The organism is Terrabacter sp. 05T424 (assembly GCF_056396225.1).
The window spans coordinates 94,332-117,995 of record NZ_JBFTLB010000007.1 but is presented as its reverse complement, the minus strand read 5'-3'; the positions used below and the strand labels follow the sequence as shown (position 1 = coordinate 117,995).

Sequence of the window (23,664 nt, the reverse complement as noted above, 5' to 3'; positions counted from 1 at the left end):
TCAGTCCGGCCGGCGCATCGCGTGGACGGTGGTGACAGCGCCGAAGGGCCGGAAGCCGGACCTGGCCCATGCTCGCTGCACACGAATGTTGTGGGCCTGGGTCGAGATGATCACCCGTGAGCACCCGCGAGCGCGAGCCTGGTCGCCGACTCCCGCGAGCAGGTGGCGGTACCACCCCTGCCCCTGGGTGGACCCCGTCAGCCCAGCCAGCAGGATCTCGAGATCCTGCCCGTCTGCGCCCGTGGTGAGGGTGGCCACGCCGATCGGCTCGTCGCGGTGCTGCAGGAGCACGACGTCGCGCGGGTTCTCGTCGAGCGCGCGTCGCGCCCAGTCGAGGTAGCCGGTGAGGGCGAGGCCGCGGTCGAGGCGAGGGTTGGCCGTGTAGTGGTTGCCGTAGCCGGTGAACGAGTCGCGCACGACGGACTCGAGGGCGGCACGGCTCGCGTCGTCGGCCTCGGAGGGGACGTCGACGCGGAGGTCGTCGCGCGCCAGCGCCGCCGGCTCGGGCTGGAGGTCGCTCACCGGCACCTCCCAGTACATGAGCACGTCGGCAGGGATGATGGCTCGTGAGCTGGCGGCCGCAACCGCTCCGAGGGCCACCAGCCGGGTGGGCCACCGGACGACGAGCAGCTCTTCAGGAGACTGCTCCAGCACCGTGCCGAGGGCCTGCGAAGCCTGCGGCTCCGGGCACTGGTCACCGACCACCACCCGACCGATCGTGAGGCCGAACCGGTCGCTCTCGACGGCGCTGCCCGCCCGGGTGACGGTCGCACCCTGGAGTGCGTCCCAGCTCATCGGGTGCGGTACTCGTTCACGGCCGTGACCACTCGCTCCGTGTCCGCCGCCGACATGCCCGCGTGCAGCGGGAGGCGCACGATGCGCAGCGCACGGTCCGCCGTGACCGTGCACGGTGCGGGGGTGCGACCGAGGCGCACCCCCGCGACGGAGGAGTCGAGCGGCTGGTAGTGGAACGTGGCGACGATGTCGCGCTCCTTGAGGTGCTCGATCAGCCCGAGCTGGTGCTCGTGGGAGGGCATCGTCACGAAGTACAGGTGCGCGGGGTGCTCGCAGCCGTCGGGAATCGTCATGAGCTGCACGCCGCCGTCGGAGGCCCAGCCGCGAAGGTTCTCGTGGTAGTTGCTCCAGACCGCGTGGCGCCGCTCCTGGATGTCGTCGAACCGCTCGAGCTGCGCCACCAGCAGGGCCGCCAGCAAGTCGCTGGGCAGGTACGAGGAGCCCTGGTCGACCCAGGTGTACTTGTCCACCTGGCCACGCAGGAAGCGCGAGCGGTTGGTGCCCTTCTCGCGGATGATCTCCGCGCGCTCCGCGTAGCGGTCGTCGTTGATCAGCAGGGCGCCTCCCTCGCCGCTCGTGACGTTCTTGGTGTCGTGCCAGCTCTGCGTCCCGAAGGTCCCGAACGTGCCGAGGTGCTGGCCGCGGTAGTACGCGCCGAGCGAGTGGGCGTTGTCCTCGACGATCGACAGGCCGTGCCTGTCGGCGATCGCCTGCAGGGCCGGCAGGTCGCAGGCGATGCCGCCGTAGTGGACGATGTAGATGGCCTTGGTGCGATCGGTGACGGCGGCCTCGACGCAGCTGGGGTCGATGTTCAGGGTCTGCTCGTCGACGTCCACGAAGACGGGGACCGCCCCGCGTACCGCGATGGCGGTAGCAGTGGACGAGAACGTGAAGGAGGGGCAGATGACCTCGTCGCCGGGCTCGAGCTCGAGCAGGAGGCTGGCCAGCTCGAGAGCGTGTGTGCAGGAGGTCGTGAGCAGGGCGTGCTTGGTCCCGGTGCGCTCGACGAGCCAGCGGGTGGCTCGGTCGGTGAAGGGCCCGTCACCGTGCCAGACGGTGGACTTGAGTGCCGCTTCGACGTACGCGAGCTCGTTTCCTGCGTGAAACGGCTCGGAGAACATGATCCGATCCATCCGGTTAGCCTCCCATACGGTGCTTGGCTAACCTGTGCGGGTGTCCCGTATCTCGGAGCGAGCCCGCACGCTCTGGTCCCACCACGAGGTCCGTTATCTCCTCGTGGCTGGAACCACCTCTGCCGGCTACCTCCTTCTCGTGTCCCTCGGCCTGCTGGCCGGCTGGCACTACATGATCGCCATCCTCGCGGCCCAGGTCGTCACCATTGCTGCGGCGTTCCCCGCCTACCGCACCCTCGTGTTCGAGTCCCAGGGCACCGTGAAGCGCGACTTCGTCCGCTTCCTCTCGGTGTGGTCGTCGGGTGCGATCGCCGGCGTCGTCGCCACCCCCTTCCTCGTCGAGGTGTTCGGGATGAAGCCGCTCGTGGCTCAGGTGCTGGCCATCGTGGTGATCGCGGTCGCCTCGTACCTCGGACACCGCTTCTTCTCCTTCCGCACGCGCGTCGAACCGTCGGGCACCCAGCGGTCCGACGACGTGGCGCCGAGGCGGTGAGCATCGTGGACGACTCACCCGTGAACCTCTCCGTGATCATCCCGTGCTACCGGTCGCGCCTGACGCTCCCCGAGCTCGTCAGACGTCTGCAGAAGGAGCTGCCGCGCGTCGCGGAGCTGTACGAGATCATCCTCGTGGTCGACGGGTCACCGGACGACACCTACGCGGTGGCACGCAGCCTCGAGCTCGAGTTCCCGGCAACGGTGCGTGCCGTGCTCCTTCGCCGCAACTACGGCCAGCACAACGCGTTGCTGGCGGGACTGGCCCGTGCGCAGTACGAGTTCACCGTCACGATGGACGACGACCTCCAGCATCGTCCCGAGGAGCTGGGCGCGTTGATCGCACCGCTGTCGGACCCGCTGGTCGACCTCGTCTACGGCGTGCCCGACGAGGAGGAGCACGGCTTCTTCCGCTCGCTGGCCTCCCGGATGGTCAAGGCGGCCCTGGCCGCCGCCGACGTTCCCAGCGCCAGGGACGTGAGCGCCTTCCGGGCGTTCCGCACTGACCTGCGCGACGGCTTCGCCCACGTGGCCGACCCGTTCGCCTCCGTCGACGTGCTCCTCAGCTGGACCACCAACTCCATCCGCAGGGTGCAGATCAGCATGGACCAGCGCACCATCGGCTCCTCCTCCTACACGTTCGCCTCGCTGGCGCGGCACGCGATGAACATGGTGACCGGCTACGGCACGGTGCCGCTGAAGCTGGTGACGTGGCTGGGGTTCGCCTGCTCGGCGCTGGGGTTCGTGCTGCTGCTCGTCGTCCTCGTGCGCTTCATCTCCGGGGACATCGCGGTTGCCGGGTTCACCACGCTCGCGTCCATGCTCGCCATCCTGAGCGGCGCCATGATGCTGTCGATCGGCATCCTCGGGGAGTACATCGGCCGACTCCACTTCCGGTCGATGCAGCGGCCGACCTTCCTGGTTCGCGTCGACGGCGGCGACGACGGTCCTCGCGCAGGCCTCCCCGGCACCCGGCTCGCTGCCGTCGTCGAGGAGAAGCACCCGGACGACATCGCAGCAGCCTTGCGCGGCAAGTACGGCGCCTCGGAGCGAAACTCCCCAGAGGCCGCCGATACCCCGGAGGCACTCGAGGCCCCCGAGGCACCCAGCGATCGCGGTCCTGTCGAGGCGTCCCCCGAGCCGGTGTCGTCGAAGTGGCCGCCGAGTCCCGCCTGACCGGCGGCCGGCAGAGCGGAGTCTGACCGTGGCCGCCCCGTTCCGGCTCGTCGCAGGGGATCACGCGCCGGTCCAGCAGACGCAGACGACCTGCGGCTCGGCGTCGCTGACCGTCGCCCGGATGCTCGTGAACCCGGCCTTCGCCGCGTGGATCCGTGACGGCACACGCAAGGATGCGCGCGAGGGAGACGTTCCCGACGCCGGCACCGAGGTGCAGCGGTTCGCCGCCTACGAGCAGGTCGTCGCAGCCCGCACCAACGCACTGGTCGGTGCGGGCCGGCGCCTCCAGCTGCCGTGGCCGCGAGCGCTCGGCACCCCACCCTGGGGTGCGCGGGGCGAGCTCGAGTTCGGCGCATCCGAGCCCGACGCGGACTACGACGTGAGCTGGTTCCGCCAGCGAGGTCGCGTGGGCCTCGAGCATACGTATGCCGACCTGCGCGCTCGCGTGCGCAGCGGCCGTCCGGCCCTGCTCTACGTCGGCAACGCGTGGAGCCCGCGTCACGTCGTGCTCGTCATGCCCCCGACGGGTGAGCAGGAGCTCGACGTCTACGAGCCGTCGGCCGGGCGGGTGGTCGACCTGCCGCAGCACGCCTTCGTCGAGCGTCGCCTCCAGATCGGCGGTTGGGACTACCCCTGGGCCGCCGTCTGGGCCGACCCGAGCACCTAGAAACCGTCGAAAGGCCATTCTTCGCGGCCTCGCGCACGTCGAGAGGMCACTGTCCGTGACGGACAGTGGCCTCTCGACTGCAACGGGGCCGCAAACTCCGGCCTCTCGACGGTTGGGCGCTCAGCCCATGTGGGCGGGGGCGGCTCCGTCGCTCGCGAGCTCCTTGTGCCGCACGTTGAGCGCGACGAGGGTGATGACGCCGGCGACGGCGATCATGATGGCCGCGACGAGGTAGGCGCGGCTGGCGCCATAGCTGAACGCCTCGTCGGCGATCATCTTCTGGGCCGCGGCCACCGCCTCCTTGGAGGGAGCCGGACCACCCTGCGGCATCTTCGCGGTCAGCTCGGCGACCTTGTCGCCCATGTTGTTGACGAAGATCGTGCTCAGCGTCGCGAGGCCGAGCGTGCCGCCGACCTGCTGCATCGTGTTGAGCACGGCCGAGGCCACCGATGAGTCCTCGTGGGCGACCCCGTGCACGGCCGTCAGCGTGAGCGGCACGAAGATCAGGCCCAGGCCGAAGGCGAGGACGACGATCCACGGCAGGAGGTTCGCGGCGTACGTGCTCTGCGGCGTCAGGTGGGTGAAGCCCCACATGCCGAGCGCCGCGAAGCCCGCGCCCGCACCAGAGATCCAGCGCGGGTCGACCTTGGCGATGAGGAACGACGCGACCTGCGCGGCCACGACGATGCCGACCGAGAAGGGGAGGAACGCGAGGCCCGTCTTGAGCGGGGAGTAGCCGAGGATCGTCTGGATGTAGATGCCGAGGAAGTAGAACATCGCGAACATGCCGGCGCCGACGACGAGCATGACGAAGTAGGACGTGCCGCGGGTGCGGTCACCGGGGATGCGCATCGGCAGCAGGGGGTGCGCGACGCGGGTCTCGATGACGACGAAGGCCACGAGGAGGGCGACGCCGATCGCGAGGTAGGTGACGGTGGTCGTGTCGCCCCATGAGGTGCTCGCCGCGTGCGTCAGGCCGTAGACGAGGGCCGACAGGCCCACGATCGAGGTGATCGCGCCCGGTACGTCGAGCGAGCCACGCCCGTCCTCGGACTCGGTGAGGATGCGCTGCGCGAAGAAGGCGACGACGATGCCGATCGGCAGGTTGATGAAGAAGTTCCAGCGCCAGTCGACCTCGGTGAGCGCGCCACCGAGGATGAGGCCGATCGCGGCGCCGGCGCCCGACATGGCGGCGAAGACGCCCATCGCTCGGTTGCGCTCCTTGCCGGCGGGAAAGGTCGTCGTGATCAGTGCCAGCGCGTTCGGGGCCGCGAGGGCGCCACCGAGGCCCTGCAGGGCGCGGGCGCCGAGCATCATCGCCTCGTTCTGGGCGACGCCGGCCACGAGCGAGGCGAGCGTGAAGAGCGCGACGCCCCAGACGAACATTCGGCGGCGGCCGTAGAGGTCGCCGAGGCGTCCGCCGAGCAGCAGCACGCCACCGAAGGCGAGCGTGTAGATGGTGATGACCCACTGGAGGTTGGCCTGGCTGAAGCCGAGGTCGGTCTCGATGTGGGGGAGGGCGATGTTCACGATCGTGCCGTCGAGCACGATCATGAGCTGGGCGGCGCAGATGACGAACAGCGCCAGGCCGAGCCGCTTGGGTGGGCTGTCGTGGGAGGTGAAGTCGCCGGTGGGCTCCTGCACCTCCACGGCCGTGGTCGAAGACATGGGTTTTCCTCTCGGGAGCGCGCGTCGAGGCGTGCGGAACGGTGTGCGCGGTGAGCGCGTGCGTGATCGGCGCGCGGCAGCGTTGACGGGCGCGATGGCGTCGGGGCCGGGTCAGGGCCCGCGTTGAGTCGGTGGTGCGGTGCGGTGCGGCTGGTGGTGCGGTGGTGCGGTCTCCGCGTCAGCCGTCGGCCGGTGCGGGTGTCAACGTGGCGGCGCACGCCGGGAGCACGACGGTGTCGACGAACTCGGCGATGCGCTCGGGTCCTGGCCGCCTGCCCGAGAGCAGCGCCTCGTGGATCGACAGGGACGGCAGGATCATCAGCAGGGTGTCGAGGTCGGCGTCGGCGCCCACCTCGCCTCGCTGTCGGGCGTTCTCGAAGATGGTGCGGGTGGCCGCGATCTTCGGGGCCAGGAACCGCTCGTGGATGCCGCAGGCCAGCTCGGGCTCGCGGTGGATGACCGGGAGCAGGGCGCTCCAGGTGCCGATGACGACCTCGTCGTCGAGCCCGCCGTCGGCGCACGCCTGCGCGAGCAGGTCGCCGCGCAGCGAGCCGGTGTCGGGGTCCTGCTCGGCGGGACAGTCGATGAACAGACCCACCGCGTCGATGACGAGGTCGCGCTTGTGCGGCCAGCGCCGGTAGAGCGTCGCCTTGGACGCCCGCGCTGCCGCGGCCACGGCATCGAAGGTGAGACGGTCGTAGCCGCGGTCGCGCAGCACGTCGATGGCCGACTCGAGGATCTCGACCTCGCGGTCACCGGCGACGCGTGGACGGCTGGCGGGCTGCGTGCCCGCGGTGCTTGGGCTCGTGCTCATCCGGCCCCCTCTCGACTCGATGAAACGAAACTGTTTCGTTTCATCCAAAGAGTAGAACGCGAATCGGCAAACTGCAAACGACGCCGGTCAGCCGCCGACCGACGCCGTCATTCGCGCTCGGTCGGAGGGTTCGTGCGCACCAACCACACCCCGACCGACACGCCAAGCAGCCCGATGACGTATGCCGCCGGCGTGAGCGGGATCGACCGCCCGGACAGCAGCCCGGCGAGGAGCACCACCGGCAGCGCGGCCAGCAGGGCGCCGGCGGTGTGCCGCACCCAGCGGCGTGCCGTGCGGGCCGTGAACGAGCCTGCCGGCGGGGACGACGCGGACAACGCCGTGGCAGCATGGCCGATGACGCACCCGGCTGCGGCCGGGAGCGACCACCACGAGAAGCTGCCGGCGGCGGTCAGGGTGAACCACCCGAAGAGCAGCAGCCCCCAGTAGAAGAGCGGTGCAGCAGACCCCGTCCACACCATCGTGACCAGGGGCAGCAGGACCAGCGACCACCACACGGGGTCGAACCCGCCGGCGGCCAGGGACAGGCTCGCCAGGTAGACCAGCACGCCGCCCATGGCCGCTGCGGTCGCGCCGAGCTGGCTGAGCGACCACTCGGGTCCGGCGCCGAAGTGCACGGTGCGGCGCACCGGGTGGTGTGCGACAGGCCCGGTCACGGCAGCCGTCCGGACGGCGGTGCCGGGAGCGGCGGGTTCAGCGGGTCCGACGGCGTCCGCAGGGTCGCTCGGGTGGCCGGGGTGCACGGGGTCGTCGGGGCGGTCGTGTGGTTGGGGGAGCACGGTAACCGCCTCGCCAGGCGCGGCGCCGAGGCGCGGCGCGCGATGTCGCGCAGCACGTTGTCGAGGGAACCGGGCCCGTGCCACGGCACGACCGGGACCCCGCGCTGCCGGAGGTTGTGCACGTCCGCCTCACGACCGAGGAGCCGGATCCGCCACGCGAGCGCCGGGTAGACGCTCTTCGGGTCGTTGACCAGGTGGCCGGGGAAGGTGTCGACGACGACGACGGTCATGCCCCGGGCGGCGAGCGTGTGGGCGAGCTTGACCATGGTCGGCTCGACGAGCGGGGACAGCACGAGGCACAGCGCCATCGGGTCGACCCCGCGGATGGCGTGCTCACCGGTGTCGCGGCGTTCGGTCGCGGGGGCGATCGCCGCGAGGGTGTCGAGGACGCGCCGCAGGTGGTTGGTGCCCGAGCCGACGCCGAGTGTGGGCACCTCAACCGCCCCGACGGTCCTCAGCGTGAGCCGGTCGTTGCTGCGGAGGAAGTGCTCGCTGATGGCGCCGGCGGCCCGGACGGTGACGTCGAGGCTCGTCGGTCGCCCGTCGATGCCCTCGCGGGGCCCGAGGTCGCTGAAGCAGTCGACGAGCAGGAAGACGTGAGCGTCCTCGTCGGTGAAGGTCGAGGTGACGTGCAGGTTGCCGGTGCGCATCGAGACCGGCCAGTGGATGCGGCGCAGCCGGTCGCCGGGGTGGAACCGGCGGATCGTGTTGAACTCGGACCCCGACCCGGGACGGTTCGAGCGGTTGAGCCCGACGATCCCTCGGGGATGGGGTGTCGGCGCGCTCGCGTCGAACGAGGCCGGTACCGGAAGCGTGGCCGAGTCGAGGTCGGGCAGGTCGACGGGCCCGACCCGGAACGCTCCCCAGGAGCTGACGAGGGCGATGCTGACGGTCCCGATGCGGCGGCGCCCCCACCGGGTGGAGCGCAGCCCGATGGTCGCCGAGCCGTCGTCGAGCTCGGCGATGCCGCTGGACGGCTTGCGCTCCACCCAGCGCACGCGCGCCACGGTCACGACGCCGTGCACGTCGGGCAGCACCGGGGTGGTGTGCACGTAGAGGCCGGTCACCGAGCCCTCGCGCAGCGTCGTGTCGCCGAGCCGTGCCGTGCCCGTCACCTCGGTGCGTGGCCGGGTGAGGTGTCCCCACACTGCGGCCACGACCAGGGGCGTCACGATCACCAGCAGGTCGGGGCGACGGCCCACCACGGCGGTGACCGCACCCGCGGCGCCGAGGACGATCGCCCGCTGGTGCGCAGCGGTCGACTCCCAGACGCCGAGAGGGCGAGAGGCGGTGCGGTGCGGTCGCCAGGTGGGCACAGGTCGTCAGCCTGCCGTGGGACGCGGGACGACGGCCTCACGCGCCGACGGCGTGGTGACGGTGCGCAGCAGGCTCTCGACGACTCCCGTGCCGGAGGCGTTGCTCATCCAGAGCTCGGGCTTGACGGTGATGCGGTGGGCCAGCACGGGCACCGCCACCGCCTTGACGTCCTCGGGGGTCACGTAGTCGCGTCCGTCGACGACGGCATACGCCCGGGAGCAGAGCAGCAGGCCGAGGGCACCACGCGGCGACGCGCCCATGAGGACGTCTCCGTGGCTGCGCGTGGCGGCGGTGAGGGCGACGCAGTAGCGGCCGATCGACTCGTCGACGACGGTGGCCTCGATCGCGGCCTGCATCTGCAGCAGCGTCTCCGCGTCGACGACGGCCTGCAGCTGCTGCTCCTCCTGCTGGCGCGCCATGCGGTTCGAGAGGATCTGCCACTCCTCGTCGAGAGAGGGGTAGCCGAACGAGATGCGCATCAGGAAGCGGTCGAGCTGGGCCTCGGGCAGAGGATAGGTGCCCTCGTACTCGACGGGGTTGGCGGTCGCGAGCACGTGGAAGGGCCGGGGCAGCTGGAAGGTCCGCCCCTCGACGGTGACCTGCTTCTCCTGCATCGCCTCGAGCAGGGCTGCCTGCGTCTTGGGCGGCGTGCGGTTGATCTCGTCGGCGAGCAGCAGCCCGGCGAAGAGGGGACCGGCTCGGAACTCGAAGTCGCCCACCCGCTGGTCGTAGATGAACGACCCCGTGATGTCACCCGGCAACAGGTCGGGTGTGAACTGTGCCCGCTTGAACTCGAGCCCCAGCGTCTGCGCGAAGCTGCGGGCGGCCAGCGTTTTGCCGAGGCCCGGGAAGTCCTCCATGAGCACGTGGCCGCCGGCGAGGACGCCGGAGAGCACGAGCCGCAGCGCCTCGTCCTTGCCGACGACGGCCCGGCCGACCTCGTCGAGGACCGCGCGGCTGCGCTCGCTGACGCGGGAGAGGGGCATGTCGGTCATGGTCACCATTGCTCGATTCGTCGGAGGATGGGGTCGAGTCGCTGCGGACGGTAGAGGTCGGGCGGCGGCAGCCCGACGAGGAGGTCCCAGAGGTCGGGCGGGGTGACTCCCTGAGCCCACTTGGGCTCCTCCTCGGCGAGGATGCCGTGCTTGGCGAAGAGCCGCTCCCGGATGAGCACCTGCAGCTGCAGGTGCAGGTCGTGGACCAATGACTCGCGGCCCTCGCCCCTCGTGTCCGCGGCTTCGAGCCGGCCGGCGAGGTTGGCCACCCGGAAGTCGTTTCCGCGGCCCAGGTTGCCGAGCTCGCTGTCGACGAGGGGCCAGACGGTGAGGTGCTGCGGCGCGGTGTGGTCGAGGACGTGCCAGACGAGGAGCGCGATGGCGAGCAGCACCGCGAGAAGGCCCGGCACGTCGGGCTGGAGGCCGAGAGCGGCCGTCATCAGCGCGATGCCCGCCCAGGCCACGCCGAGGCCGACGAGTCGGCGCCTCCACGGTCGCAGGGCGATCCGCAGCGCCTCGACGCGCGACGGCTGGACGCTCATGGCGACCCCGGGTCTCGTCGACCGACCACGCCTGCGCCGCCCCGGCCATCGGCGTGCGCGGGCCGGCCAGCGGCGTGCGCAGCCACGTCGGCGCCGGCCTGCTCGTCGGCCACGCGCTCGAGGTCTGCGATGAGCACGCGAAGGTCGCCGATCGCCCGCGCGCGGTGCTCCTCACCCAGGGGGTGCACCGAGAAGCGTGCCTCGCGGTAGAGGGCTGCCAGGTCGGCGAGGCACTCGCGGTCGACGGCCCACACGGTGATGACCCTCTCGGTGTACTCCGTCGAGGTCTCGGCAGGCAGCCGGGGCAGACCCGTCGCTGCCGCCGACCCCTCGAGGTCGAGCCAGGCCGCGACGATGGCGTTGCGGGGTTCTCCCGAGTCGAGGTCGTGCAGCCGGCGGCGCGCTGCCTCGAGCAGCTCGGCCGGAACGAGCGGGACGGTGAAGGTCGGTTCCTCGTGGACGGTGAGGTGGGGCTTGCGCACGACGGCAACGAGCAGCCGCGCGAGAGCGAGCAGCAGCACCAGCGCGGCGCCGACGATCAGGATCTGCACGAAGGCGACGAGGATCGGCGAGGGTTCGAAGGGCGCCCCGGTCGGGGTGATGGTCAGCGACGGCGCGGTCTCTGTCGCGCGCGACGTCGTGGCGGTGGGCCCCGGCGGGATCGTGGGAAGCGCGGCCGAGGGCCGCACGAGCAGCGGCACCGGTCGACCGGTGGACGCCACGACGAGGGCGGCCATGACGACGACACCACCGGTGATGGCCAGCTGCACCCCCCGTCTCGGCATGCGCGAAACCATATTGCAGAGGGGGCACGCAGACCCCCGATTGGGCACGGATCGTTGCCGTCCCGAAAGGTCGGGACGGCAACGACCCGTGGCTCAGGCCTGAGCCGGCGGCTTCTCGACGGGGACGAGCTCGGCGTCACGCACCTCGACGGCCTCACCCTCGGCGTACGCGAGCTCACTGATGCGGCCGCTCGCCCGCAGGTCGGCCTCCGCCGCCCGGATGCGCTCCACGGAGACCGCGGGAGCGACGAGGGTCATCGTGCGCACCTCCGCTCGCATGCCCACCTTGGCCTCGGACTTGACCTTGCGGACACCCGCCAGCGCCGCCCCGACCGCGGGCAGCACCGCAGCGTCGCCTCCGGAGGGCAGCTCGTCACGGGTCGGCCAGGTCTGGCGGTGCACCGAGCCATCGCCGAACCACGACCAGACCTCCTCGGTGGCGTACGGGATGAACGGCGCGAGCAGGCGCAGCAGCGTCTCGAGCGCGAGACGGAGGGCGGCCCGGGCGCTCGCCGCCGCCTCGTCGCCCTGACCACCGTAGGCACGGTCCTTGACGAGCTCGAGGTAGTCGTCGCAGAAGGTCCAGAAGAATGTCTCGGTGACTTCGAGCGAGCGGGTGTAGTCCCAGCCCTCGAAGCCCTGCGTGGCCTTGTCGACGACCTCGGCGAGGGCCGAGAGCATCGACAGGTCAAGGGGATTCGTGACGGCGGCACGCAGGTCGCCCGAGACGTCACCGAAGCCGAGGGCGAACTTGCTCGCGTTGAGAACCTTGATCGCGAGCCGTCGGCCGACCTTCATCTGACCGGTGTCGTAGGCGGCGTCGGTGCCGAGGCGGCCGGAGGCAGCCCAGTAGCGGACGGCGTCGGCGCCGTTGGCCTTGACGACGTCCTCCGGCGTCTCGGCGTTGCCCTTGGACTTGCTCATCTTCTTGCGGTCGGGGTCGAGGATCCAGCCGCTGATGGCGGCGTGGCGCCACGGCGCGACGCCGTGCTCGAAGAAGGACCGGGTCACCGTCGCGAAGAGCCAGGTGCGGATGATGTCGTGGCCCTGAGGACGCATGTCGTAGGGGAAGATCGACGCGAACAAGGGCTCGTCCGAGCCGAGGCGATCGCCGTCGGGCGCCCCCTCGCGCACGGGCCACCCGGCCGCGATCTGGGGCGTCAGCGACGACGTGGCCCACGTGTCCATGATGTCGGGGTCGGCGACGAAGCCGCCGGGCACGCCGCGCTGCGACTCGTCGTAGCCGAGGGGCGCGTCGACCTGCGGGTCGACGGGAAGGGCGGCCTCGGGCGCGACGAGGGGGTGGTCGTAGTCGGTCTCACCCTCGGCCGTCACGGGGTACCAGACGGGGAAGGGCACCCCGAAGAAGCGCTGGCGTGAGATCAGCCAGTCGCCGTTGAGGCCCTCGACCCAGTTCTTGTAGCGCGACCGCATGAAGGCGGGGTGGAAGTCGACGGCGTCGCCCATGCCGACGAGCTTGCTGCGCAGCGACTCCTCACGGCCACCGTTGCGGATGTACCACTGGCGCGACGTGACGATCTCGAGCGGCTTGTCGCCCTTCTCGTAGAAGTTCGCCTTGCGCTGGGTCTTCTGCGGCTCGCCGTCGAGGTCGCCGGACTCGCGCAGCGCCGCCACGACCGCCTCGCGGGCGCTGAAGGTCGTCTTCGTGGCGAGCGACTCGGCGTAGAGCGCCTCGCCGGGGCCCCCGGCGATCCACTCGGGCGTCTCGGCCTGCAGGCGTCCGTTGCGCGTGATGATCGAGCGGATCGGCAGCTGGAGCTCGCGCCACCACATCACGTCGGTGAGGTCGCCGAACGTGCAGCACATGGCGATGCCGGCGCCCTTGTCCATCTCGGCGGCCCGGTGGGCCACCACGGGCACCTCGACGCCGAAGAGCGGCGACGTCACGGTCGTGCCGAACAGCGGCTGGTAGCGCTCGTCGTCGGGATGGGCGATGAGCGCCACGACCGAGGGGATGAGCTCGGGACGGGTCGTCTCGATGTGGATGGCCTCGCCGGCGTCGCCCGTGCGGTGGAAGGCGACCCGGTGGTAGGCGCCGGGGTAGTCGCGGGCCTCGAGCTCGGCCTGCGCCACGGCCGTCTGGAACGTGACGTCCCACAGGCCGGGGGCCTCGCTCTGATAGGCCTCGCCGCGCTCGAGGTTGCGCAGGAAGGCCTGCTGCGCCACGGCGCGGGAGCGCTCGTCGATGGTGCGGTAGGTGATGTCCCAGTCGAGCGAGAAGCCGAGCCGGCGGAAGAGCGATTCGAACGTCACCTCGTCCTTGACGGTGAGGATGTCGCACAGCTCGATGAAGTTCTTGCGGCTGATGGCCTGCTGGTCGGCGGCCTTGATCGCCTTGCCCTTGGCGTCGACGCCCTCGCTGAACGGCGGTTCGTAGCCGTCGACGTACGCCAGCGTCGCGTCGCCGCGCACGCCGTAGTAGTTCTGCACGCGGCGCTCGGTCGGCAGCCCGTTGTCGTCCCAGCCGATAGGGTAGAAGACCTCGAAGCCCTGCATGCGCTTGTAGCGAGCCATGCAGTCGGTGTGCGTGTAGGAGAACACGTGTCCGACGTGCAGCGACCCGCTCGCCGTCGGCGGGGGCGTGTCGATGGCGAAGACCTGCTCGCGCGGCGCCGCCAGGGCCTTCTCGCGGTCGAAGGAGTATGTGCCCTCCTGCGCCCATACCTGCATCCACTTCTCCTCGAGGCCGTCGAGCGTGGGCCGCTCGGGGATCCGCGAGTCAGTGGTGTCAGGTGCGTCAGTCATGCGCCCAATCCTTCCATGGGCGAACGGGTGCCCTCGACCGGCTTTCAGGGCGTATGCCGTCCGGCCGGGTGCGCGCCCGAAACGCGACCGGTGCGGCCGGCGCCGGTCAGAAGTCGCAGCCCGGCAGGTCGCACCCGTCGCACCCGTCGCAGCCGTTGAACCCGTCGAACCCGTCGCCGCAGCCGGCCAGGCCGTCGAACGAGAAGAGGGAGTCGGTCGAGTCGGTGAACCCGTCGACGCCGTCGAAGACGTCACCGACGTCCACGAGGTCGCCCAGGTCGCCGGTCGCGTCGCCGAGGTCGGACAGCGCGTCGCCGAGCGAGACGTCGCCATCTCCGACGCCGAGGTCGTACCAGTCGAGCCCGTCGACGTAGTCGGTCCAGTGGCTGTCCTTCGCCAGCTCGCGCAGCAGCGCAGCGAAGTGGCCGGTGAGTCCGAACGCGACGGCATACGGCAGGTAGCCGCTCAGCAGGGCGCGCTTCTCCTCGAACCGGAGCCGGTCAGCCTCTGCGGTCGCGAGGTACTCGCGGAATCCGAGCGCCTGGATGCGCAGCGCGCTGCCCTCGGCCGTTCGAGGTGTGCGGGAGCCGCCCCAGCGGGCGAGGACCACGAGGGCGAGCACGAGCCCCACGAGCAGCGGTGTGAGCGACCAGTCGTGTGCGTCCGCCAGGTCGGTGACCACGACCCCGGCTGCGAGGAGCGTCAGGGGGACCAGCACGAAGAGGCCGATCGCCCGGGTGCGCCCGTTGCGGGCGCGTGGGTGCCGGGCGTACCAGCCGCGGTCGACGACCTCGCGGTACAGCCCGATCTGGGCCTCGCGCATCGTCATCGCGAAGGTGCCCCGGAGGCTGGAGAGGCGCACGCTGTCGCGTCCGTCGAAGAGACGGTCGAGGAGCAGCTGCTCGAAGTCGCTCGGCGTCTCGTCCGGCGCGGTGTCGGCCCGGCGCAGCTCCCAGTCGCGGGGCGTGCCTCGACCGGTGTCGCCCGCCCGTTCGGTCGCATCGTGGGACACAGGGCCCTCGGCGCCGACCTCGACGATCCGGAACCACCCGCGTACGGCGAGGTCGACCAGTGTCGCGCTCACGTCATGCGCGTGCGCGACGCCGTCGATGACGGTGCCGACGACGCCCGGCCGCACGTCGCGCGGGGGAGCGAAGGCCGGCGCCACGGTGCCCGACCACTCGCCGCCGCGCGCCCGGTGTCGCGGAGCGTGCTGGGGGTCGTCCGGCACGAGGCCGGGCGTGACGGCGTCGAACACCTCGTCGCGTCCGCGCCACCACTTGACGAGGACGACGAGACCGGCGAGCGCGAGCGGGACGAGTCCCAGGAGCGAGGCGCCCACGACGGTGTCACGGTCCACGAGGGCGGGGACGGCGGCATACGCCATGACCTGCCCGGTGATGCTGCTCACGTCGTCCCCTGTCGTCAGCCCGCGCCACGAGGCGTGCGGGCCATCAGCGTGCCGAAGCGTAGCCGCGCAGGGCAGAGTGTCCCTCATGGAGCCCGTCTACTCGTCCGTCATCGGCGTCGCCCGCGGGGTCTTCGCGATGCAGGGGCTGAAGTTCACCATCCTCGGCGACGACAACGTGCCGCGCACCGGTGGCGCCGTCATGGTCGTCAACCACACTGGCTACTTCGACTTCGCCTACGCGGGACTGGCCGCGCAGAAGTCCGGCCGACTGGTGCGGTTCATGGCCAAGGACGGCGTGTTCTCGCACGCCGTCAGCGGGCCGCTGATGCGGGGCATGAAGCACATCCCCGTCGACCGCACGGCAGGGGCTGCCTCGTATGCCGCCGCGGTCGACGCGCTTCGGGCCGGCGAGATCGTGGGCGTCTTCCCGGAGGCCACCATCTCGCGGTCGTTCGAGCTCAAGGAGTTCAAGACCGGCGCCGCCCGGATGGCCGCCGAGGCCGGCGTGCCCATCCTGCCCGTCGTCATCTGGGGCTCGCAGCGGGTCTGGACCAAGGGCCACCCGAAGCGCCTCGGACGCACCAACGTGCCGATCATCATGTCCGTCGCCGAGCCGATCCCGGTCGCTGCCAACGCCGACCCCGAGGAGGTGACCGCCCGCTACAAGGCCGTGATGGCCCACATGCTCGACATCGCGCGGGCGGCCTACGAGCCGCTCACAGGTCCGGATCTCAAGTACCTCCCGGCGAGCATGGGCGGCACGGCCCCGACCCTCGCCGAGGCGAGCCGGCTCGACGAGGCCGAGTCGGCCGAGCGGCAGCGTCGGGCCGCCGAGCGACGCGGCTTCTCGTCAGACTCCTGACGCCCTCGGACTGCGCGGGGCGGGCTGCTCCGGGCGCCAGAAGGTCTGGCCGCGGGCTGGACGGAGCACCGCACGGGCGCGGGTAGCCTTCCGGGCATGGCTCGTCAGGCACGTCAGCGCGTCCCCGAGGGTCCGGCCCCGGACGCCGCGGTCCAGAAGCTCCGGATCCGCTACACGAAGCGGGGGCGCCTCCGGTTCACCTCGAGCAGAGACTTCCAGCGAGCGCTCGAGCGGGCCCTTCGCCGCGCCGACGTGCCGATGGCTTTCTCCGCCGGCTTCCACCCCCACCCCAAGATCAGCTACGCGAACGCGGCGGCCACGGGCACGGCGAGCGAGGCCGAGTACTTCGAGATCTCGGTGACCCAGCGCGTCGACGTCGAGTCCGTCCGTGAGGCCCTCGACGAGGCCCTGCCCGAGGGGATCGACATCCTCCAGGTCGTCGAGGCGACGCCCGGGGCGCTCGCCGACCGGCTCGAGGCGAGCGACTGGGTGCTCGAGTTCGCCGGCCTGTCGACCGAGGTCCTCGAGTCGGCCGTCAGTGCACTCCTGGCTCGCGACACGGCCGAGGTGACACGCCTGACGAAGTCGGGCCCGCGCACCTTCGACGTGCGGGGATCCATCGTGTCAGCACGCGTGCTGACCTCGGCGGACGCGCTCGCCGACGTCGTGGCGACTCACGTTGCGGGCGCCGACTGTGCGATACTGCGCATGGTCGTACGGCACACCACACCTGCTGTACGCCCCGACGACATTCTGACCGCGCTGCGTGAGACCGCCGACCTGCAGCCTCCGCGTCCGCCATTGGTGACGCGTCTGGCGCAGGGACCGCTCGACACCGCAAACGTGAGGGTGACCGACCCGCTGGAATGACCCACCAGGTCATGACGACGAAGCGGTTGCCGACAAGAACGCCGACGGCATTCGATCACGGGGCCGCGCCCAGCGCGAACCGTTTTCGGGTGTAGCGAGACGACTTCCGTCCCGCCGCACACGCGGCGCGACGACTGCAACCGCACTCGTGCGGTGTTGACGGCCCCGGCCGCGTGTGGGTCACACCGCACCTGACGGGAGACTGCCTGATGGCACCCAACGACAACATCCACGGCGACACCACCGGCGAGAGCAACGACGGCAGCTCCGGCGACGCGACGCTGTTCGCCGCCGAGGCCCCCGCCGCCGAGAAGGCGCCCCGCCGCAGGGCCACGCGCCGCACCACGAAGAAGGCCACGGCCCAGCCCGACCCGGCCACCGAGCCGGGCGCCGAGACGTCCCCCGAGCCGACCATTGAGCCCGCCACGGAGCCCGCCGACGTGCAGGCTGACGGCGTGCAGGCTGACGGCGCGGAGGCCGCTGGCGCAGGGGGCACGGACGTCGCGACCGACGACGCACCGGCTGCCAAGCGTCCGGYCCGCAAGCGGGCGACGCGCAAGAAGGCTGCTGACGTCGAGGAGACCGCTCCGGCCGCGAAGACGACGACGCGTCGCAGCTCACGCGCCAAGGCCGACAAGGCCGACAGGGCTGCAGCGGCCCTGGAGGAGCTCGTGGCCGAGGTCGAGACCGCCGACACCTCGCGMACCCGGTCCGACGACGTGTCGGCAGCGGTGCCCGTCGAGGCGCAGCTCGACCCGAGCGCACTCGACGACCTCATCGACGTCGAGGCGCTCGAGGAGGGCACCGACGAGACGTTCGGAGAGACCGGTGCCGAGGGCTCGGACTCCGACGCCTCGGACGAGCGGCCGACCGCCGTCCCCAGCTTCAGCGTGCTCTTCCAGGCACCCGACGCCAGCACGGCGACCCCGACCCGTCGCCGGCGCGCTGCCACCGCGCCCGAGCAGGCGGTGGTGCCCGCCGACGAGGTGCCGGAGCCCGAAGACACCGAGGACGACCAGGCCGCGTCGGACGATCAGACCGACGACGAGGGCACGCCCCGCCGCTCGCGCCGCCGCCGCGGTGGCAAGGGCAGGCGCGGCCGCGCCTCCGACGAGGACGAGTCGCAGGACCAGTCCTCCGACGAGGGTGACGAGGAGGGCGGCTCGCGTCGCCCTGCCGCCGACCACGACGACGCCGACTCCGAGGCGTCCGACGACGCCTCCGGCGAGGCCGAGGGCGACGCAGACGACGAGGGTGGCTCGAGCAGACGACGCCGTCGTCGCCGTCGCGCGGGCTCCTCGACCGACTCGGGCGACGACACCCCCAACGTCTCGACCCGCGTCCGCCAGCCGCGCACCCAGAGCGACGAGCCGGTGGCCGTCAAGGGCTCGACCCGTCTCGAGGCCAAGAAGCAGCGACGCCGTGAGGGTCGTGAGGCCGGACGCCGGCGCACGGTCATCACCGAGGCCGAGTTCCTCGCCCGCCGGGAGGCCGTTGACCGCGTCATGGTCGTGCGTAACAAGGACGGCCGCACGCAGATGGGTGTGCTCGAGGACGGCGTCCTCGTGGAGCACTACATCGACCAGGCCACCAACGTGTCGATGGCCGGCAACATCTACCTCGGCCGCGTGCAGAACGTGCTGCCGTCGATGGAGGCCGCCTTCGTCGACATCGGCAAGGGCCGCAACGCCGTGCTCTACGCCGGCGAGGTCAACTGGGATGCCGCCGGCCTCGAGGCCAACCAGCCCAAGCGCATCGAGAACGCGCTGGGCTCGGGCCAGACCGTGCTCGTGCAGGTGACGAAGGACCCGATCGGCCACAAGGGTGCCCGCCTGACGTCGCAGATCTCGCTGCCCGGCCGCTACCTCGTCTACGTGCCCAACAGTTCGATGACCGGCATCAGCCGCAAGCTGCCCGACACCGAGCGGGCCCGCCTGAAGAAGATCCTCCGCGAGGTCGTCCCGGACTCGGCCGGCGTGATCGTGCGCACCGCTGCCGAGGGAGCGAGCGAGGAGGAGCTGCGCGCCGACGTCGAGCGCCTCACGCGTACGTGGGAGGACATCCAGGCCAAGGCGGAAGGGGCGGCATCGCCCCGAGCCGGCAAGAGCAAGGGCAAGAAGAAGAACGGCGGCTCGGGCTCCGCGACCGGCGGCCAGGCCCCGATGCTGCTGCACGGCGAGCCCGACCTGACGGTCCGGGTCATCCGCGACGTCTTCAACGAGGACTTCAAGCAGCTCGTCGTCGCCGGAGACCAGGCGTGGAACGAGATCCACCCCTACATCAGCGCCGTCGCGCCCGACCTGGCCGACCGCGTCACGAAGTGGACCTCGGAGGAGGACCTCTTCACGCACCACCGCGTCGACGAGCAGCTCTCCAAGGCGATGGACCGCAAGGTCTGGCTGCCCAGCGGTGGCTCGCTCGTCATCGACCGCACCGAGGCGATGACGGTCGTCGACGTCAACACGGGCAAGTTCGTCGGATCCGGCGGCAACCTCGAGGAGACCGTCACCAAGAACAACATCGAGGCGGCCGAGGAGATCGTGCGTCAGCTCCGGCTGCGCGACATCGGCGGCATCATCGTCATCGACTTCATCGACATGGTGCTCGAGAGCAACCGTGAGCTGGTCGTCCGGCGCCTGCTCGAGTGCCTCGGTCGCGACCGCACCAAGCACCAGGTCGCCGAAGTCACCTCGCTCGGTCTGGTCCAGATGACGCGCAAGCGGGTCGGCTCGGGCCTGATCGAGGTCTTCTCCGAGACGTGCGACCACTGCAACGGGCGCGGCTTCATCATCCACACCGACCCTGTCGACCGTGGGGCGCACCCGCACGAGCCCGCGCAGGGTGACGGGGGCAGCAGCCGCCGGCGTGGGCGAGGCCAGGGCAGCAACCAGGGCACCAACCAGGGCACCAACCAGGGCGGCAGCTCGTCCGGGAGCAGCCAGGGCGGCGGTCAGAGTGCCTCGCAGGGAGCCTCGCAGGGCAACACCCAGGGCAAGGACCAGCAGGCCTCCGCCGCGGAGGGCAAGCCGAGCGGGCCCACCGCCGCACAGATCGCAGCGGCGGCCCATGCGGCGGCGCTCAAGAGCGCTTCCGGCCAGCCCGCTGGTGAGGCCGCCGCCGAGGCCATCGCCGAGGTGAGCGCCCAGAGCTCGGTCGATGCCCACGCTGACGGCCACGCGCACGCGTTCCCCGATGACTCGGGGCCGTGGTCCGGTGACGACGCCCACGAGCAGGGTTCGTCCGACGACCAGGCAACTCAGGGCGGCTCACACGTCGAGCTCGAGTCGGACGTGACCGACGAGACCGGCGCCGATGCGACGTCCGGCCCGGGCCGTGACGCCTTCATCGAGCAGGCCGAGCCGCAGGTTGTGGCCACCGTCGAGTCCGACGGCACCGCGCCGGTCGAGGCGGTCGTCGAGGTGGCGCCGGCGCCGCGGGGCCGTCGCCGTCGGGGCCGTGTCGTCGCACCTGCCGGGCCGCCCCGCGCGAGCGGTGGGTCCGAGTCCGCGGGCGAGGGCTGACCTCGGTTTGGAGCTGGGCCGTCCCAGCCGGTAATCTTGTTCCTTGGTGCGCCCACCGGGCCCGTGTTGACGGGCCGGTGCCGAAAGCGGCGTTCCGAATCCTGATGAGAGAGTGAGTTTCACTGTGTACGCGATTGTTCGCGCTGGCGGTCGCCAGGAAAAGGTGTCGGTGGGCGATGTCCTGCTCGTCGACAAGGTGACGGGTCAGCCCGGCGATGCCATCGAGCTCACGCCGCTGCTCCTCGTGGACGGCACGACCGTCACGTCCGACGCCGACAAGCTGTCCAAGGTGTCGGTCAAGGCTGAGGTCGTCAAGGCCGCCAAGGGCCCCAAGATCGTCATCATGAAGTACAAGAACAAGACCGGCTACCGCAAGCGTCAGGGTCACCGCCAGCCGCTGACCCAGGTCAAGATCACTGACATCACCGCGTGATCGACGCCTGACCGGCTCGGCACAGAACCTCTCAAGGAGTAACTGACATGGCACACAAGAAGGGTGCGTCCTCGACCCGCAACGGTCGCGACTCGAACGCACAGTTCCTCGGCGTCAAGCGTTTCGGTGGCCAGAAGGTCAACGCGGGCGAGATCCTCGTCCGTCAGCGCGGCACGCACTTCCACCCGGGTGAGGGCGTCGGTCGCGGTGGCGACGACACGCTGTTCGCCCTCGTCGCCGGCGCCGTCAAGTTCGGCACCAAGCGCGGCCGCAAGACCGTGAACATCGAGCAGCCGGAGACGGCCGCTGCTGAGTGATCGCCTGATCACCGACTGAGTTTCATCCGGAAGGGCGGGCCCGCGCGGCCCGCCCTTCCGCCTTTCCCGGCTGATGGCTGGAGCCGGGGAGGTGGCACTCGCGAGCTTGCGAGCGCCACCTCATTCCGGAACGTCGTCAGCCCACCTTGATCTGGAAGAGTGACCCCCATGGCAGTGACCTTCGTCGACCGCGTCGTGCTGCACCTCAGCGCCGGCGCCGGCGGCCACGGTGTGGCCTCCGTCAAGCGCGAGAAGTTCAAGCCGCTGGGCGGTCCCGATGGCGGCAACGGCGGCCACGGTGGTTCCGTCATCCTCCGCGTCGACCCCCAGGCGACGACGCTGCTCGACTACCACCGCCACCCCCACCGCAAGGCGGTCAACGGCCTGCCCGGTGCTGGTGACGAGAAGAACGGCGCCGACGGCGACGACCTCGTGCTGTCTGTGCCCGAGGGCACGGTCGTCAAGGACGCCGAGGGCCGCATCATCATGGACCTCGTCGGCATGGGCACCGAGCACGTCATCGCGCGCGGTGGCCGCGGTGGTCTCGGCAACAGGGCCCTGTCGTCGGCCCGCCGCAAGGCGCCCGGCTTCGCCCTGCTCGGCGAGCCGGGCGAGGAGGTCGACGTCGTCCTCGAGCTCAAGACGCTCGCCGACGTCGCGCTCATCGGCTTCCCGAGCGCCGGCAAGTCGTCGCTCGTGTCGGTGCTGTCGGCCGCCAAGCCGAAGATCGCCGACTACCCGTTCACAACCCTCGTGCCCAACCTCGGCGTCGTCACCGCCGGCTCGGCCCGCTTCACCGTCGCCGACGTGCCCGGTCTCATCCCCGGCGCGCACGAGGGCAAGGGGCTCGGCCTCGAGTTCCTGCGCCACGTCGAGCGCTGCTCGGTGCTCGTCCACGTCATCGACTGCGCGACGCTCGAGCCGGGCCGCGACCCGATGTCCGACCTCGACGTCATCGAGAACGAGCTGTCGCTCTACGTGCCCGACGCCGACCTCGGCGGCAAGCCGCTCTCCGACCGCACCCGCATCGTCGTGCTCAACAAGGCCGACGTGCCCGAGGCCCGCGAGCTCGCCGAGATGGTCAAGCCCGACCTCGAGGCGCGCGGCATCGAGGTCTTCATCGTCTCGGCGGTGGCCCACCAGGGCCTAAACGAGCTGACCTACGCGATGGCCCGGCACGTCGAGGCCGCCCGCGCGGAGGTCGAGGCCGAGGCCGCCGTCCCGAAGCGCGTCGTGCTGCGGCCGAAGTCGGTCGACGACAAGGGCTTCACGATCGTCAAGGAGAACGGACCCGACGGGCCGATCTTCCGGGTCGCGGGGGAGCGGCCGTACCGCTGGGTGCGCCAGACGGACTTCAGCAACGACGAGGCCGTCGGCTACCTCGCCGACCGGCTCGGTCGCCTCGGCGTCGAGGACGAGCTCTACAAGGTCGGCGCCGTCGCCGGCGACACGGTCGTCATCGGCACCGCCGAGGATGCCGTCGTCTTCGACTGGGAGCCGACCCTGCAGGCCGGCGCCGAGCTGCTCGGCTCGCGCGGCACCGACCTCCGGCTCGCGGAGGGTTCACGCCCGACCCGCGACGAGAAGCGCGAGGCCCAGAAGGACCGGTACGCCGCGCGCGCCGCCACCCAGGAGGAGCTCGAGGCCGAGCGTCGTTCCGGCCTGTGGCACCTCGACCGTGGSCACTCGACGGTAGACCAGCTCGCCCCACGCCGAGTGCGCAGTTCTCGACGGCGTACGTCGGTCGAGTGCGCAGTTCTCGACGGCTTAGGTCAGTCCAAGGCGCAATTGCCTACGTCGGAAAGTGGGCACTCGACGAGGATCTGCGGGGCCGAGCGCGTGCGCGATGGCGGATGCCGGCCTGCGTCGTCGCTCCGCACCTTAGGGTGTCCGCATGAGCTCGTGGGGCGCGTTGTGGCGTCGCGGTCACCTCGGCACCGAGGCCGACCGCGCCACCTACCGCACCCTGCACACCGCCCTGCTGGCCTCGCCACCGTTGCGGTCGGGCCTCACCCCGGCGGCGGCCGAGCGCTCGCTCAAGCACCTGCGATCCCTGCTCGGGGCGCCGGCCGTGGCGATGACCGACACGAGTGGCCTGCTCGCCTGGGACGGCGGACGGTCGCACCACTCGCACCAGCCGGCCGTCATCTCCGCGGGCACTCTCGGCCACGGTCGCACGACGGTCGTGGACGGCGCCGACGTGTCGTGCCTCGAGGCGTCGTGCGTCATCAGGCAGGCGATCGTCGCGCCGTTGGACGTCGACGAGAAGGTCGTCGGCACCCTGCAGGTCTTCACGGGCAACG

19 protein-coding genes and 1 pseudogene are annotated in these 23,664 nt (G+C 71.2%); 9 read left to right on the top strand and 11 right to left on the bottom strand.

Annotated features, from left to right (window positions below):
• Together AC1DE0_RS15120 and rffA are read right to left on the bottom strand one after the other, a co-directional pair.
• Complete coding sequence (locus AC1DE0_RS15120; RefSeq protein ID WP_478101967.1) at positions 1 to 795, bottom strand: GNAT family N-acetyltransferase; 795 nt, start codon at positions 793 to 795, stop codon at positions 1 to 3.
• The gene (gene rffA / locus AC1DE0_RS15115) at positions 792 to 1,928 is read right to left on the bottom strand and encodes a dTDP-4-amino-4,6-dideoxygalactose transaminase (protein WP_478101965.1); all 1,137 of its coding nucleotides are present in this window, start codon (positions 1,926 to 1,928) and stop codon (positions 792 to 794) included. The genes AC1DE0_RS15120 and rffA overlap by 4 nt, the downstream gene beginning before the upstream one ends.
• Positions 1,929 to 1,968: 40 nt before the next feature.
• Between rffA and AC1DE0_RS15110 the strand changes: the two genes are divergently transcribed.
• Genes AC1DE0_RS15110 through AC1DE0_RS15100 form a run of 3 tightly spaced genes read left to right on the top strand, consistent with a single transcriptional unit; the run spans position 1,969 to position 4,263 of the window.
• Positions 1,969 to 2,421: a GtrA family protein gene (locus AC1DE0_RS15110; protein ID WP_478101963.1), complete on the top strand. Its 453-nt coding sequence runs from the start codon at positions 1,969 to 1,971 to the stop codon at positions 2,419 to 2,421.
• 5 nt (positions 2,422 to 2,426) lie between these two features.
• A complete protein-coding gene (locus AC1DE0_RS15105) occupies positions 2,427 to 3,596 on the top strand; it encodes a glycosyltransferase family 2 protein (RefSeq protein ID WP_478101961.1) in 1,170 nt (389 codons plus the stop codon).
• 28 nt (positions 3,597 to 3,624) lie between these two features.
• Positions 3,625 to 4,263 (top strand): hypothetical protein, encoded by a 639-nt coding sequence (locus AC1DE0_RS15100; RefSeq protein WP_478101958.1) that lies wholly within the window; start codon positions 3,625 to 3,627, stop codon positions 4,261 to 4,263.
• Positions 4,264 to 4,383: 120 nt separating this feature from the next.
• Here AC1DE0_RS15100 and AC1DE0_RS15095 read toward each other — a convergent pair whose 3' ends face one another.
• The 9 genes from AC1DE0_RS15095 to AC1DE0_RS15055 form a co-directional block, all read right to left on the bottom strand.
• Positions 4,384 to 5,931: a DHA2 family efflux MFS transporter permease subunit gene (locus tag AC1DE0_RS15095; protein ID WP_478101956.1), complete on the bottom strand. Its 1,548-nt coding sequence runs from the start codon at positions 5,929 to 5,931 to the stop codon at positions 4,384 to 4,386.
• 178 nt (positions 5,932 to 6,109) lie between these two features.
• The gene (locus tag AC1DE0_RS15090) at positions 6,110 to 6,745 is read right to left on the bottom strand and encodes a TetR-like C-terminal domain-containing protein (RefSeq protein WP_478101954.1); all 636 of its coding nucleotides are present in this window, start codon (positions 6,743 to 6,745) and stop codon (positions 6,110 to 6,112) included.
• Between the two features lie 107 nt (positions 6,746 to 6,852).
• Positions 6,853 to 7,419: a hypothetical protein gene (locus AC1DE0_RS15085; protein ID WP_478101952.1), complete on the bottom strand. Its 567-nt coding sequence runs from the start codon at positions 7,417 to 7,419 to the stop codon at positions 6,853 to 6,855.
• Positions 7,416 to 8,858, bottom strand: coding sequence for a DUF58 domain-containing protein (locus AC1DE0_RS15080; RefSeq protein ID WP_478101950.1), 1,443 nt, complete (start codon positions 8,856 to 8,858; stop codon positions 7,416 to 7,418). The genes AC1DE0_RS15085 and AC1DE0_RS15080 overlap by 4 nt, the downstream gene beginning before the upstream one ends.
• 6 nt (positions 8,859 to 8,864) lie before the next feature.
• On the bottom strand, positions 8,865 to 9,854 hold the full coding sequence (locus tag AC1DE0_RS15075; protein ID WP_478101948.1) for an AAA family ATPase: 990 nt from the start codon (positions 9,852 to 9,854) through the stop codon (positions 8,865 to 8,867).
• A gap of 2 nt (positions 9,855 to 9,856) precedes the next feature.
• Positions 9,857 to 10,396, bottom strand: coding sequence for a hypothetical protein (locus AC1DE0_RS15070; RefSeq protein ID WP_478101946.1), 540 nt, complete (start codon positions 10,394 to 10,396; stop codon positions 9,857 to 9,859).
• Positions 10,393 to 11,181 carry a DUF4129 domain-containing protein gene (locus AC1DE0_RS15065; RefSeq protein WP_478101944.1) on the bottom strand — a complete coding sequence of 263 codons (789 nt, stop codon included), beginning with the start codon at positions 11,179 to 11,181 and terminating at the stop codon, positions 10,393 to 10,395. Before AC1DE0_RS15065 ends, AC1DE0_RS15070 begins: the two co-directional genes overlap by 4 nt.
• Positions 11,182 to 11,274: 93 nt before the next feature.
• Entirely contained in the window at positions 11,275 to 13,947 is a 2,673-nt protein-coding gene (gene valS / locus AC1DE0_RS15060) for a valine--tRNA ligase (protein WP_478101942.1), read from the bottom strand.
• A 106-nt stretch (positions 13,948 to 14,053) separates the two neighbouring features.
• On the bottom strand, positions 14,054 to 15,358 hold the full coding sequence (locus AC1DE0_RS15055) for a DUF2207 family protein (protein WP_478101940.1): 1,305 nt from the start codon (positions 15,356 to 15,358) through the stop codon (positions 14,054 to 14,056).
• 85 nt (positions 15,359 to 15,443) lie between these two features.
• Here AC1DE0_RS15055 and AC1DE0_RS15050 point away from each other — a divergent pair, with 85 nt between their 5' ends.
• The 6 genes and pseudogenes from AC1DE0_RS15050 to obgE all read left to right on the top strand — a co-directional run.
• Positions 15,444 to 16,220 (top strand): lysophospholipid acyltransferase family protein, encoded by a 777-nt coding sequence (locus AC1DE0_RS15050; RefSeq protein ID WP_478101938.1) that lies wholly within the window; start codon positions 15,444 to 15,446, stop codon positions 16,218 to 16,220.
• A gap of 96 nt (positions 16,221 to 16,316) precedes the next feature.
• Complete coding sequence (locus AC1DE0_RS15045; RefSeq protein WP_478101936.1) at positions 16,317 to 17,090, top strand: TIGR03936 family radical SAM-associated protein; 774 nt, start codon at positions 16,317 to 16,319, stop codon at positions 17,088 to 17,090.
• A 209-nt stretch (positions 17,091 to 17,299) separates the two neighbouring features.
• A complete protein-coding gene (locus tag AC1DE0_RS15040) occupies positions 17,300 to 20,611 on the top strand; it encodes an Rne/Rng family ribonuclease (RefSeq protein ID WP_478101934.1) in 3,312 nt (1,103 codons plus the stop codon).
• 124 nt (positions 20,612 to 20,735) lie between these two features.
• Entirely contained in the window at positions 20,736 to 21,044 is a 309-nt protein-coding gene (gene rplU / locus AC1DE0_RS15035; protein WP_045190103.1) for a 50S ribosomal protein L21, read from the top strand.
• Between the two features lie 47 nt (positions 21,045 to 21,091).
• Positions 21,092 to 21,361, top strand: coding sequence for a 50S ribosomal protein L27 (gene rpmA, locus AC1DE0_RS15030; RefSeq protein WP_030200289.1), 270 nt, complete (start codon positions 21,092 to 21,094; stop codon positions 21,359 to 21,361).
• A 168-nt stretch (positions 21,362 to 21,529) separates the two neighbouring features.
• Positions 21,530 to 23,029: pseudogene (gene obgE / locus AC1DE0_RS15025) on the top strand (GTPase ObgE); the annotation flags it as partial.
• Between the last annotated feature and the right edge of the window lie 635 nt (positions 23,030 to 23,664).

What these genes read in the sequence shown, in the direction of transcription:
- AC1DE0_RS15070 (WP_478101946.1), bottom strand. Translation starts at nt 10,396, where the DNA reads ATGAGCGTCCAGCCGTCGCGCGTCGAGGCGCTGCGGATCGCCCTGCGA.
- AC1DE0_RS15095 (WP_478101956.1), bottom strand. Translation starts at nt 5,931, where the DNA reads ATGTCTTCGACCACGGCCGTGGAGGTGCAGGAGCCCACCGGCGACTTC.
- AC1DE0_RS15045 (WP_478101936.1), top strand. Translation starts at nt 16,317, where the DNA reads ATGGCTCGTCAGGCACGTCAGCGCGTCCCCGAGGGTCCGGCCCCGGAC.
- rffA (WP_478101965.1), bottom strand. Translation starts at nt 1,928, where the DNA reads ATGGATCGGATCATGTTCTCCGAGCCGTTTCACGCAGGAAACGAGCTC.
- AC1DE0_RS15075 (WP_478101948.1), bottom strand. Translation starts at nt 9,854, where the DNA reads ATGACCGACATGCCCCTCTCCCGCGTCAGCGAGCGCAGCCGCGCGGTC.
- AC1DE0_RS15120 (WP_478101967.1), bottom strand. Translation starts at nt 795, where the DNA reads ATGAGCTGGGACGCACTCCAGGGTGCGACCGTCACCCGGGCGGGCAGC.
- AC1DE0_RS15090 (WP_478101954.1), bottom strand. Translation starts at nt 6,745, where the DNA reads ATGAGCACGAGCCCAAGCACCGCGGGCACGCAGCCCGCCAGCCGTCCA.
- AC1DE0_RS15065 (WP_478101944.1), bottom strand. Translation starts at nt 11,181, where the DNA reads ATGCCGAGACGGGGGGTGCAGCTGGCCATCACCGGTGGTGTCGTCGTC.
- AC1DE0_RS15050 (WP_478101938.1), top strand. Translation starts at nt 15,444, where the DNA reads ATGGAGCCCGTCTACTCGTCCGTCATCGGCGTCGCCCGCGGGGTCTTC.
- rpmA (WP_030200289.1), top strand. Translation starts at nt 21,092, where the DNA reads ATGGCACACAAGAAGGGTGCGTCCTCGACCCGCAACGGTCGCGACTCG.
- valS (WP_478101942.1), bottom strand. Translation starts at nt 13,947, where the DNA reads ATGACTGACGCACCTGACACCACTGACTCGCGGATCCCCGAGCGGCCC.